Below are 12,128 nucleotides of genomic sequence, written 5' to 3'. Positions count from 1 at the left end.
CGAATTGTCAGACAACCCCTAGCAGGGGCTGAGCCAATAGACCCAGCCCCAGGGGGCGTGGCGGTCCTCGCTGTAGCCACCGGGTGAGGTCCAGCCGACGTTGCCATTGCGGTCGTAGAACCTGGCGTACAGAGTGGACCGCTGGTTGTTGATCCACGACCCGGTCCCGACCCACTTGATGCCAACCAGGTAGTCGCAGGTGAAGAGGCGCAGTTCCTCGCCGGTGAAGTTCTCGCCGCTGTACGCGCACACATAGGTGTACGGGCAGCTGGCGGCCAGCGGCTGGCTGCCGCCCGCGGCACCCAGGTCGCGGGCTCGCTCCTCCCCCGGCAGAGGGAGCAGCAGCTCACCGCCCCCGGCCAGGGTGATCTTGTTGGCGGCCACCTGGCTCGCCCCGGGGGTCTTGGCGAGGTAGCCGTCGACCCGGGCCTGCAGGTCCTTGGCCTGGGAGGCGTCCAGTCCGAGGCTGCGGGCCTGTGCGGAGAAGCCCGCGCGAGCAGTGCCAGGGTCGGTGGCGGTGGTCGCGGCCGTCGCGGCGGGGGCGACGCACACCGCCAGGGCGGCCGCGAGGGCGAAGGGTGCTGCCAGCAGACGCTTCTTCATGGTTCCCACGTGCAGGCGTTCCATCATGCAACCTCCTTGCGTGGTCCTTCGGAAGTCCATCCTGTCCGGGGGTGGCAGCGGGGGTCTTGTAGGAATGCGTGCCGCCGGTTGCCACTGGCCCCGGCGGCCGTCGCGCTTCCCTCTGATCCGACCCGATCCGACCGGTACGACCGGTACGACCGGTACGGTCAGGACGGCAGGGTGACCGACTGGGCGTGGTGGAAGACGTTCTTGTGGTCCCAGGTGTCCTTGGCCTTCTGCAGTCGGCGGTAGTTCGCCTTGTAGTAGAGCCGCTGGTAGGCCGGCTGCTTGTCGGCGGTGGTGCCCAGGTCGACGTCCGGGTAGTTGACGTAGGCGCCGTCGGTGTCGGTGTCGATCTCCGGGATGCCGCCGGTCGCCCGGTAGGTGTCCCGGTAGAGGCCGCTCAGGTAGGCCAGGTGGGCGGCGTCGTCGCTCCGGTCGGTCCAGTAGGTCTGGTACTGGAGCTTCATGACCGAGTCGCGCTGCGGGACGGCGGTCTCGGCGGCGCCCCGGGTGTTCACCTGGCAGCCGTAGGAGTCGATCTGGACCAGTGTCTGGGTGAGGTCGAGGCCCTCGACGTCCTTGGTGAGCCAGGTCCACCAGGCGTCGATCTGGGCGGGGGTGAACGCCCTGCGGTGGTAGGCCGACTTGTACTTGCCGCGCTGGTTGGGACCGGAGCCGTTGAGCGTCATGGTCGCCTGGAACCAGGGAAGTTGGCGGCGCTTGTCCGGGTAGGGCAGGTAGAGCCCGCCGACGCCGTTGGTCTGCGCGGTCGACTTGGCTCGCATCCCGCGCTCCACCCGGGCGAGGAACGCGTCCAGCGGCGCCGGGTCCTCCTCGTCCCACTGGCTGAACAGGACGAGGTTCCCGTTCGAGTGGTGGGTGAGGTGGAGGATGGAGAACAGTCCGCGGTACACCTTCTCCGCGGGGCCGCTGTGCTCGGCGAAGAAGGCGCCGAAGTTGTTCAGCAGGGTGCGGAAGTCCTCGGGGTGCTTGAGCAGGTCGGCCCACTTCCAGGCGACGCTGCTGAGCCAGACCCTGGGCGGCGGCGCCGGCAGCGCGTGGGCGAAGTGGTAACGGAGCACCACGCCGAAGTTCCCGCCGCCGCCCCCGGTGTGGGCCCAGAACAGCTCGTGCTCGGGCGAGCCAGGGGGGTCGCCGCGGTGCGCCCGGGTCACCTCGACCACACCGCCCCGGACCGTCACCACGTCGACCTGGACCAGGTGGTCGACGGTCAGCCCGTGCCGCCGGGAGAGCAGCCCGTACCCGCCGCCGCAGATGTGGCCGCCGGCGCCGACCGAGTAGCAGGACCCGGCCGGAATGGTCACTCCGTACTCGCGGAAGAGCGTGGTGTACACGTCCCAGTTGGTGGCGCCGCCCTCGACGGAGTAGGTGGCGCCGCCGTACTTGTCGGTCCCCGCCCGGACCCCGCGCAGGGTGCTGAGATCGAGGATGACGCCCTTGTCGTTGTCGACGAAGCCCTCGTAGCAGTGGCCGCCGCCGCGCACCGTCGGCCGCAGCCCGCGGTCGAGCGCCGAACGCAGCTCCGTCACCGCGTCCGCCTCGTTGCCGACCAGCCGGATGTACGCCGGGCGGCTGCTCCAGCGCTGATTGAAGCCCTGGCTGAGCGTCTCGTAGCGGGAGTCCGGGGGGAAGACCGTCCAGCCCTCGGGCTGTTCGACGGGTTGGGCCGAGGCTGGGCCGGCGGCGCCGGCGGCCAGGCCGAGCGAGGCGGCGGAGGCTCCGGCGGCGACCATTCCGGTGCTGCCGAGGAAACCGCGGCGGGAGAATTCGTTGCGCATTCCTGGGACCGTCTTTCCCGACTCCGACAGGTGGGCGGGCGAACGCTAGCAAGGAATGCCCGAGGAATCCATTGTTTACAAATAAATGTGACCGTATGTAGACGAATTCTGGCCATGCACAGGCAATTGCCCATCGACACCTGCCCCTCCCACTTCCGGGGCGGCCCCCCGGCCCCGCTCCACAGCCCGGAGCGAGACGGGGGTTTCCCTCGGTCCGAAGAGGCGCTTGACGGGAGATCAGGTTAGGCGCCATATTACTTTCATGGCTCAGCAGCACCCGGCCGGCAACGGCGCACCCTCGCTCGACCAGGCCCGCCGACAGCTCTCCCGGTACGGCCTGGCCGCCGATCCGCAGGCGGTCCTGGTCGCGGCGCGACTGATGGCCGCCGGTGCGCGGCTCGGCCAGGCCGGCGAGGCCCACTTCGCCCGCTTCGGCCTGTCCACCGGGCGCTACCGGCTGCTGGCCGAGCTGGAGGACCACGGCGGCGAGAAATCGCCCTCGCAGCTGGCATCCGCACTCGGGGTCTCCCGCGCGACCGTGACCGGCCTGGTCGACGGGCTGGAGCGGGACGGCCTGGTCACCCGGCGCCCGTCCGTCGAGGACGGGCGGGGCAATGTGGTGATACTGACCGCGCGGGGCGCCCAGCGGCTGCGCGACATGGCACCCGAGCATTTCGACCGGATGCAGTCGATGGTCGCCGGGCTCTCCGTCGAGGAGCGCACGGTCTTCCTCGACCTGCTGGCCCGACTGGTCGAGGGCATGTCCGCACTGACGGACGACTGACGGACGACTGACGACCGACCCGCCACAGGCCGACCCACCACAGGCCGACCACCCACCCGCCCTGCGACAGTACGAGCCCTTTCACCACCCCATTGTTGGCCCACCGAACACCTATAATTAGCCTCCTAATCACTTGGACGACCCCATGCCCGGCAGAACCCAGCAGCGACCCACCACCCCCGACACCTCCGCCGACACCACCCCCGACCCCGCCGCCCGGCCCCGCTTCGTGCTCTGGCGCGAGGTCCTGATCGCCTACGCGGCGCCCGCCGTGATGGCCACCGCCGGCGGCATCGCCACCGGTCAGTCGGAGCTCAGGATCGCGGCCCTCACCACCATCGCCGGCACCTCGGCCCTGGTCGCCACCCTGGTCGGCCTCCGGCACCGGCGCCGGTCCGCCGACTCCTGGGCCGCCCGCGGGCCGATCCCGCTGCGCGCCCTCGCCTTCGGCCTCGGCTGCGCCGTCCTCGCCCTCGCCGTCGGCCTGGCGGCCGCCGAGCTGCTGCCCCGGATACCGGCGCTGGCCGACAGCCCGTGGCCGGGCCGGCTGCGCATCGACCTCCCGCTGTCCGCCGCGATCGCGGCGACCATGACCACCTGGCGCTGGCGGGTCTCGCTCCCCCGCCGCCGGCGCGCCCACTGACCCGCTCCCGCACCGCCACCCCTACCGAAGGAGCACCACCCGCATGATCACCATCATGGGCGCGTCCGGCGCCACCGGCGGCGCCACCCTGCGCAGCCTCGCCGCCCAGGACGTCCCGGTCCGTGCCCTCAGCCGGGACCCCGAGCGCCTGCTGGCGGGACTCGACCCGCACACCCGCGGACTGGTCGAGGCGACGGCCGCCGACGCCGGCGACCCCGCCTCGATGCGCGCCGCCCTCAAGGGGACGACACAGCTCTTCCTCACCATGGAGAACGGTCCGCAGCAGGTCGAGCACGAGCTGCGCACCGTGGACCTGGCCGTGGTCCTCGGCGTGGAGCACATCGTCAAGGTCTCCGCACCGGCCGCCGAGCCCGACTCCCCGGTCGCCGTCTCCCGCGGCCACCACCTGATCGAGCAGCGGCTGCGGTCCTACGACATCACCACCACCGTGCTCCGCCCGTACGCGTTCATGCAGAAGCTGCTGCTGATCGCGCCCGGGGTCTCCGCCGCCGGGGTGATCCTCGGTGCGCTGGACGGCGCCCGGTGCAACTACATCGACTGCCGGGACATCGGCGATGTCGCCGCGGCGGTGCTCACCCGCCCCGACACGGCCGGCGGCGACATCCCGCTGACCGGCGGCCGGGCGTACAGCCACCCGGAGATCGCCGAGCTGCTGGGCACGCTGCGTGGCCGGCCGGTGCGCGCCGTGAACCTGCCGCCCGCCGAACTGCACGCCCAGCTGGTCGCCCGGTCCGGGATGCCGGACTGGCTGGCCGCCCACGTGGTCGAGATCCAGCGGCTCGCCGTGGAGCGCCCGGAGAGCCCGGACGATGCCGCCACCCGGCTGATCGGGCGCGCCCCCCGTACCCTGGAAGCATTCCTCGGGGAGCACCTCGACCTGTTCCGCTGACCCGCCCACGCGGTTCCGCGACTCCCCGGAGCAGACTCGGACGGGCCCGCCGCACCCCCGGCGGCGGGCCCGTCACCCCCGAGGGAACGGCTTCGTGACCCCCGGGAAGCGGCTCCGTCACCCGCGAGGAGCGGTCCGGATGTGGCATGGGTCACGGTCGGAAAATCGACCTGACGGTCCGTCAAAATGAATGACGGCCCGTCACATCCGATCGAAGGGGCCTCAGTTGTGACCTGACATGCCGTCAGATTCGGCCACTCAAGGGCCAGTTGGGCGGAGTGTCGGCCAGTGTGCGGTTCACCGGACCGGGCTACCATCGGTTGGGTTGTCCGCTCCGGCCCCGGAGTGGGATCACCCGGATCAGGCGAGTGCTCCCACCGCCCCCAAGGGCCGGAAGATCCATCGGGACGGGGCGAGACCTAGGAGCACACGCCACTGATGACAGCCGAACCCAGCCGGGAACCGGGCGCGGACGCGCCCGCCGACGGCGGCACCACCGACCGGGACACCGCCGCCGAGAAGCAGGCCCACTACCCCGGCCGGCCGGCCCCCGCCCCACGCACCCTGATCGACATCCTCGACGCGACCGCCCGGCAGTACCCCGCCGAGCCCGCCCTCGACGACGGCCGCACCGTGCTCGGCTACCGGGCCCTGGCCACCGAGGTCGAGCAGCTGCGCCGCCGCCTCGCCGCCGCCGGCATCGGCCGCGGCGACCGGGTCGGCGTCCGGGTCCCCTCGGGCACCAACGACCTCTACGTCTCCGTGCTCGCCGTGCTCGCCGCCGGCGCCGCCTACGTCCCGGTGGACGCCGAGGACCCGGACGAGCGCGCCCAGCTGGTCTTCGAGGAGGCCGCCGTCGCGGCCGTGCTCGGCGCCGAGCGCGCGCTCACCCTCACCGGCGAGGCCCGCGAGCCGCTCGCCGACCAGACTCCCGGCGGGCACCGCCCCGGCCCCGCCGACGATGCCTGGATCATCTTCACCTCGGGCTCGACCGGCCGCCCCAAGGGCGTCGCCGTCACCCACCGCAACGCCGCCGCCTTCGTCGACGCCGAGGCCGCGCTCTTCCTCCAGGACGAGCCGATCGGCCCCGGCGACCGGGTGATGGCCGGCCTGTCGGTCGCCTTCGACGCCTCCTGCGAGGAGATGTGGCTGGCCTGGCGGCACGGCGCCTGCCTGGTGCCCGTCCCCCGCTCCCAGGTGCGCAGCGGCGCCGACCTCGGCCCCTGGCTGGCCGAGCAGGAGATCACCGTGGTCTCCACCGTGCCGACGCTGGCCGCGCTGTGGCCGGCCGAGGCGCTGAACGAGGTCCGGCTGCTGATCTTCGGCGGCGAGGCCTGCCCGCCCGAGCTGGTGCAGCGGGTGGTCACCGAGGGCCGCGAGGTGTGGAACACCTACGGTCCCACCGAGGCCACCGTGGTCGCCTGCGGGGCGCTGCTGACGGGCGAGGGCCCGGTGCGGATCGGCCTGCCGCTGGACGGCTGGGACCTCGTCGTGGTCGACGAGGCCGGCGAGCCGGTCGCCCCCGGCGGGACCGGCCAGCTGGTGATCGGCGGCGTCGGCCTGGCCCGCTACCTGGACCCGGAGAAGGACGCCGAGAAGTACGCGCCGCTGCCCTCGATGGGCTGGGAGCGCGCCTACCGCAGCGGCGACCTGGTCCAGGCCGACCCGGAGGGCCTGCTGTTCCTGGGCCGCGCCGACGAGCAGATCAAGCTCGGCGGCCGCCGGATCGAGCTCGGCGAGGTCGACGCGGCGCTCCAGGCGCTGCCCGGCGTGGCCGGCGCCGCCGCGGCCGTGCGGACCGCGCGCGGCGGGCAACCAGCTGCTGGTCGGCTACCTGGTGACCGGCGAGGGCTGGGACCGGGAGCAGGCGGTGCAGCGACTGCGCGCCGAGCTGCCCGCCGCGCTCGTCCCGCTGCTGGCCCCGGTCGACACCCTGCCCACCCGCACCTCCGGCAAGGTGGACCGCAACGCGCTGCCCTGGCCGCTGCCCGAGCTGGAGTCCACCGGGCCGACCGAGCAGCTGTACGGCACCGAGGCCTGGCTGGCCGAGCAGTGGACGGAGATCCTCGGGGTGCCGGTGAGCGGCTCCCGGGAGGACTTCTTCGCGATCGGCGGCGGCAGCCTGGCCGCCGCCCGGCTGACCACCCTGCTCCGCGCCCGCTACCCGAACGCGGCGGTCCTGGACATCTACCAGAACCCGACGCTGCGCAAGCTCGCCCGGCACCTGGAGCGCACCTCGCCCGGCACCGGCGAGGCCCGGACCGTCGACCCGGTGCCGACCCGCGCCAAGCTGCTCCAGCTGCTCCTGCTGCTCCCGCTGTTCACCGTGGTCGGCCTGCGCTGGACGGCGGCGCTGCTGGCGCTCGGCAATCTGCTCTCGCACCTGGACGGCTTCGCCTGGGCGCCGACCGCCTCGTGGTGGGCGGTCGTCCCGCTCGCGGCGGTGCTGTTCACCCCGGCGGGCCGGCTGGCGATCGGGGCCGGCGGCGCCCGGCTGCTGCTGCGCGGCCTGCGGCCCGGCAGCTACCCCCGCGGCGGCGGCGTCCACCTGCGGCTGTGGGCCGCCGAGCGGCTGGGCGCTCGGCGCCAAGGTCGGCGAGGAGGTCGACCTGCACGCGCTGCCGCCGATCACCGGCATGCTCAAGCTGGGCCGGGGCTGCGCGGTGGAGGCCGAGGTGGACCTCAACGGCTACTGGGTGGACGGCGACCGGCTGGAGGTCGGCCAGCTCAAGGTGGGTTCGGGGGCCGTGGTCGGCACCCGCTCGACCCTGCTGCCGGGCGCCCGGATCGGCAAGCGGGCGCACGTCGTGGCCGGCTCCAGCGTCACCGGTCACGTCCCGACCGGCCAGCGCTGGGGCGGCGCGCCCGCCGTCAAGCTGGGCCGGGCCGAGCGCACCTGGCCGAAGGAGCGCCCGGTGCGCCGGGCCCGCTGGTCCGCGCTGTTCGGCCTGAGCGGCACCGCGCTGAGCCTGCTGCCGCTGCTCCCGGCGGTGGCCGGCGTGGCGGTGCTGGCCCCGTTCGTCGACCCGGCGGACGGTCTGGGCGGCGCGCTCGGCGGCGCCCTGCTCGGTCTGCTGCCGGCCGTGCTGGCGTTCGGCGTGGTGTACGCGGCGCAGCTGGTCGCCGCGGTGCGAGTGCTGTCGATCGGCCTGGAGCCCGGTGTGCACCCGCTGTACGGCCGGGTCGGCTGGCAGGCCTGGACGGTCACCCAGCTGATGGACCAGGCCCGGGAGGTGCTGTTCCCGCTGTACGCGGGCCTGGTCACGCCGCTGTGGCTGCGGGCGCTGGGCATGCGGGTCGGGCGGCACGCGGAGGTGTCCACGGTGCTGGCGCTGCCGAGCCTGACCACCGTCGGCGACGGCGCGTTCCTGGCCGACGACACCCTGATGGCGCCGTACGAGCTGGGCGGCGGCTGGGTGCGGCTGGGTGAGGCGAAGGTCGGCGACCGGGCGTTCCTCGGCAACTCGGGGATGACCGCGCCGGGCCGCTCGGTGCCCAAGCGCGGTCTGGTCGGCGTGCTGTCGGCGACGCCGGCGAAGGCGAAGAAGGGCGGCTCGTACCTGGGCATGCCGCCGGTGCGGCTGCCCCGCTCGGCCGACCGGGCGGACCAGAGCCTGACCTACGAGCCGCCGGCCCGGCTGCTGTGGGCGCGCGGGCTGGTCGAGGTGTGCCGGCTGCTGCCGGTGCTGGCCTCGGGCGCGCTGGGCATGCTGACGCTGGCCGCGCTGTCCTGGCTGGCGGTGGCGTGGTCGCCGCTCGCGGCGGCGCTGCTGTCCGGTCCGGTGCTGCTGGCCTCGGGCACGGTGGCGTGCGCGGTCGCGGTGGCGGCGAAGTGGCTGCTGGTCGGCCGCTTCCGGGCGGTGGAGCACCCGCTGTGGAGCGGCTTCGTGTGGCGCAACGAGCTGGCGGACACCTTCGTCGAGGTGCTGGCGGTGCCGTGGCTGGTGGGCGCGGTGCCGGGTACCCCGGTGCTGAACCTGTGGCTGCGGGCGCTCGGCGCGAAGGTCGGGCGCGGCGTGTGGTGCGAGAGCTACTGGCTGCCGGAGGCGGACCTGGTCACCCTCGGCGACGGGGTGTCGGTCAACCGGGGCTGTGTGGTGCAGACCCACCTCTTCCACGACCGGATCATGCGGATGGATACTGTCGTCCTGCGCGAGGGCGCCACCCTGGGGCCCGGCGGCATCGTGCTGCCGGGCAGTACGGTGGGCGCGCGCAGCACGCTGGGTCCGGCCTCGCTGGTGATGCGTGCCGAGTCGGTGCCCGCCGACTCCAGGTGGCTCGGCAACCCGATCGAGGTGTGGCAGGCCACGTCCTGACCGCCGTCCCGGGGGGCCGGCCGGGGTTCGCCCCGTCCGGCCCCTCGGGCGTCCGGTCGGCGCCCGCCGTCCCCCGTCCCCGTCCATCCCCTGTTCCGTCCACCCCGTGTTCCAGGAGCGTACGACCCGGTGAACCACAGCCCGGCGCAGTCCCCGCAGCCCTCGCAGCCCGTCGCCCTGCCGGACCCGTACTTCCCGGGCAGCGGGGATCCCCGCTACCGGGTCCACCGGTACGAGCTGGCGCTCGACTACCGGCCCGGCCCCAACCGGCTGGGCGGCACGGCCCGGCTGAGCGCCGTCGCGGCGACGGCGCTGAGCGAGTTCGCGCTCGACCTCGCGGACTTCCGGATCGGCCGGGTGCTGGTGGACGGCAGGCCGGCCCGCTACACCCATCGGGCGGGCAAGCTGCGGGTGCGCCCGGTGAAGGCCCTGTCGGCCGGCGCGGCCTTCACCGTGGAGGTGCACTACACCGGCAATCCCCGGCCGGTCCGCAGCCCCTGGGGCGGTCTGGGCTGGGAGGAGCTGACCGACGGCGCGCTGGTGGCCAGCCAGCCGGTCGGGGCACCGTCCTGGTTCCCGTGCAACGACCGGCCGGCGGACAAGGCCACGTACCAGATAGCGGTCACCACGCCGTCCCCGTACACCGTGGTGGTGGGCGGCCGGCTGCTGACCCGCACCACCCGGTCGTCCAGCACCACCTGGGTGTACGAGCAGTCCGCGCCGACCTCGACCTACCTGGTGACGGTCTCGATCGGCCCGTACCGGCCGGTGCCGCTGGCCGAGCACCCCGAGGTGCCTCAGACCGGGTACGTGCCGGAGCGGCTGGCCGGAGCGTTCGCCGCGGACTTCGGGCGGCAGCCGAGGATGATGGCCTACTTCGGCGAGGTGTTCGGCCCGTACCCGTTCGGCGAGTACACGGTGGTGGTCGCCGACGAGGAGCTGGACGTGCCGGTGGAGGCGCAGGGGGTGGCGACCTTCGGCACCAACCACCTGGGCGGCGGCTGGGAGCGGGAGCGGCTGATCGCCCACGAGCTGGCGCACCAGTGGTTCGGCAACAGCGTCTCGATCGGCGACTGGAGCCACATCTGGCTGAACGAGGGGCTGGCCAAGTACGCCGAGTGGCTCTGGTCGGAGCGTTCGGGCGGGCCGACGGCGGCCGCGCGGGCCCTGTACGCGCACCGGCTGCTGGCCGGGCTGCCGCAGGACCTCCGGCTGGCCGACCCGGGCCGCAAGCTGATGTTCGACGACCGGCTGTACCAGCGCGGCGGTCTGGTGGTGCACGCGCTGCGGCTGACGCTCGGGGACACCGCGTTCTTCCGGATGCTCAAGGACTGGGCGGCGTTCCACCGCCACGGGGTGGTCACCACGGCGGACTTCGTCGCGCACGCCGCACGGTACGCGCGGACGCCGCTGGAGGGCCTGTTCGACGCCTGGCTGTGGCGGCCCGAGCTGCCGCCGCTGCCGGCCGGCTGACGCCCGCGCGGTCCCGTCGCCGTTGTTCCCGTCGCGGTTGTTCCCGTCCCCGTTGTTCCCGTCGTCGTTGTTCCGTTCCCGGGCTCGGGCGCAGGCTCAGGCCAGCTCGGGGACGGTGCGGTGCAGGCCCTTGCGGTCGTAGTAGCGGGTCATCGCGAAGCCGAAGAGCAGTGCCGCGACGGTGCCGATGGCGATCCAGACCCAGGCCCGGGTCAGGCCCGCGTCCGCCTGCGCGTCGAAGAACAGGATCGCCCGCACGCCGTCGGTGAGCTGGCGCATCGGCTCGAAGAGCGAGAGGAACCGGTAGAACGACGGCAGCGCGTCCAGCGGGATCGTCGCGCCGGAGGACGGCAGGCCCAGTACGATGAAGACGAACATGCTGATCAGCAGGCCGAGGCCGCCGAAAGCCGCGTTGATCGCCTGGACGCCGAGGCCGACCGCGCTGCTGGCGCAGACCGAGAAGATCCACAGCAGCGGCAGGTGGTCGGCGTCCATGTCGAGGATCACCGCCGCCGCCAGCATGATCAGCGAGGAGGTCAGCAGCGACAGGCCCACCGACATCGCGCACTTGACGGCGAGGGTGCTGGTGCGGCTGATCGGCACCACCGGAGATGTGTATAAGAGACAGGGGCCGACCTCGTTGTCCGCGTAGCCGAGTGCGACGTCGACGCCGTTGCCGATGATGTTGGCGCCGAAGAAGCCCGCCAGCACGAGCAGCAGGGTGTAGTAGAAGGCGGAGAGCCCGAGTCCGCTGCGGTTGCCGATCGGGTGGCCGACCGTGGTGGTGAGGGCGATCGGATCGGCGATCAGCAGCCGGGCCGCGTCGCCCGCGCCCTGGGCCTGCGGCAGCGCGGCGAGCCTGGCGCCGAGGGCCAGCGAGGCCTGGTGGACGGCCTGCTGGCCGATCTGGGCGGCCAGCGAGGAGCCCAGACTGCCGACACCCGGGTTGGTGTACTGGAGCACGGTGGGGCGCGCGGGACGCTCGCTGGCGCCCCCGAGGGCGGCGACGGTGGCGGTGAACTCGGGCGGCACCTGGAGCGCCCCGTAGATCTTGCCGGAGGCCAACTGCTCCTTCGCCGTCGCCTCGTCGAGCTGCCGCCAGGACACCGCGTCGCCCTGGCCGGGGGCGGTGGCGATCCCGGTGACGACCTGTTCGCCGAGGTTCTGCTGCTGTCCGGCGACGGTGGCGCCGCGGTCGGTGTTCACCAGCGCGATCGGGAGGTCGTGCAGATCACCGCGGGGGTCGAGGATGCCGCCGAGGTAGAGCAGCGACATCAGCAGACTGAGCAGTCCGACCAGGACGCCGGGGACCACCCAGATCCGGGGATTGCGGAGCACCCGGCGCGCCTTGACGCCGGTGGGCGGTTCGGGCCGGCGCGGCTCGGGCAGGGTCGGCTCGGGCTGGGAGGGCATGACGCTCCGTAGGGTGGTCGGCGGTCAGACGGACCCTAGGAGCCGGGCGCGGACGGGGGTCGGCGCCACGCCGCCGGGGTCACCCGCGCGCCCGTACGCCCGGCGTCCGGGCGTCCGTACGCCCCGGCGTCCGGCGGGAGCCGACCGGGTGTCAGGGGCGTGG

Annotated in this window: 7 protein-coding genes and 1 pseudogene; 5 read left to right on the top strand and 3 right to left on the bottom strand. The window is 73.6% G+C overall.

Annotated elements, in window-relative coordinates:
* Window positions 1-18: 18 nt before the first annotated feature.
* Entirely contained in the window at window positions 19-630 is a 612-nt protein-coding gene (locus VR45_RS24285) for a peptidase inhibitor family I36 protein (protein ID WP_052709339.1), read from the bottom strand.
* A gap of 161 nt (window positions 631-791) precedes the next feature.
* On the bottom strand, window positions 792-2,426 hold the full coding sequence (locus tag VR45_RS24280) for an FAD-binding oxidoreductase (RefSeq protein WP_052709338.1): 1,635 nt from the start codon (window positions 2,424-2,426) through the stop codon (window positions 792-794).
* A gap of 262 nt (window positions 2,427-2,688) precedes the next feature.
* On the opposite strand from VR45_RS24280, the gene VR45_RS24275 reads away from it, so the two are divergent.
* The 5 genes and pseudogenes from VR45_RS24275 to VR45_RS24255 all read left to right on the top strand — a co-directional run bounded on the left by VR45_RS24275 (window position 2,689) and on the right by VR45_RS24255 (window position 10,552).
* Window positions 2,689-3,210, top strand: a complete 522-nt coding sequence (locus VR45_RS24275) for a MarR family transcriptional regulator (protein ID WP_045941948.1) — start codon at window positions 2,689-2,691, stop codon at window positions 3,208-3,210.
* 145 nt (window positions 3,211-3,355) lie between these two features.
* Window positions 3,356-3,853 (top strand): hypothetical protein, encoded by a 498-nt coding sequence (locus VR45_RS50145; RefSeq protein ID WP_286163461.1) that lies wholly within the window; start codon window positions 3,356-3,358, stop codon window positions 3,851-3,853.
* Between the two features lie 43 nt (window positions 3,854-3,896).
* Window positions 3,897-4,763 carry an NmrA family NAD(P)-binding protein gene (locus VR45_RS24265; protein WP_045941947.1) on the top strand — a complete coding sequence of 289 codons (867 nt, stop codon included), beginning with the start codon at window positions 3,897-3,899 and terminating at the stop codon, window positions 4,761-4,763.
* Between the two features lie 564 nt (window positions 4,764-5,327).
* Window positions 5,328-9,079 (top strand): annotated as a pseudogene (locus VR45_RS24260) (Pls/PosA family non-ribosomal peptide synthetase).
* A 129-nt stretch (window positions 9,080-9,208) separates the two neighbouring features.
* Complete coding sequence (locus tag VR45_RS24255; protein WP_045941946.1) at window positions 9,209-10,552, top strand: M1 family metallopeptidase; 1,344 nt, start codon at window positions 9,209-9,211, stop codon at window positions 10,550-10,552.
* Between the two features lie 96 nt (window positions 10,553-10,648).
* On the opposite strand, the gene VR45_RS24250 is transcribed toward VR45_RS24255, so the two are convergent.
* On the bottom strand, window positions 10,649-11,965 hold the full coding sequence (locus VR45_RS24250; RefSeq protein WP_078896792.1) for a DUF3533 domain-containing protein: 1,317 nt from the start codon (window positions 11,963-11,965) through the stop codon (window positions 10,649-10,651).
* Between the last annotated feature and the right edge of the window lie 163 nt (window positions 11,966-12,128).

The sequence above is a fragment of the Streptomyces sp. NRRL S-495 genome (genome assembly GCF_000966955.1).
Taxonomy (GTDB): domain Bacteria; phylum Actinomycetota; class Actinomycetes; order Streptomycetales; family Streptomycetaceae; genus Kitasatospora; species Kitasatospora purpeofusca.
This window is presented reverse-complemented; position numbering and strand designations above follow the sequence as displayed.

Excerpts from the sequence above, each read along its gene's own strand:
- VR45_RS24285 (WP_052709339.1), bottom strand. The coding sequence starts at position 630 with ATGATGGAACGCCTGCACGTGGGAACCATGAAGAAGCGTCTGCTGGCA.
- VR45_RS24280 (WP_052709338.1), bottom strand. The coding sequence starts at position 2,426 with ATGCGCAACGAATTCTCCCGCCGCGGTTTCCTCGGCAGCACCGGAATG.
- VR45_RS24275 (WP_045941948.1), top strand. The coding sequence starts at position 2,689 with ATGGCTCAGCAGCACCCGGCCGGCAACGGCGCACCCTCGCTCGACCAG.
- VR45_RS50145 (WP_286163461.1), top strand. The coding sequence starts at position 3,356 with ATGCCCGGCAGAACCCAGCAGCGACCCACCACCCCCGACACCTCCGCC.
- VR45_RS24265 (WP_045941947.1), top strand. The coding sequence starts at position 3,897 with ATGATCACCATCATGGGCGCGTCCGGCGCCACCGGCGGCGCCACCCTG.
- VR45_RS24250 (WP_078896792.1), bottom strand. The coding sequence starts at position 11,965 with ATGCCCTCCCAGCCCGAGCCGACCCTGCCCGAGCCGCGCCGGCCCGAA.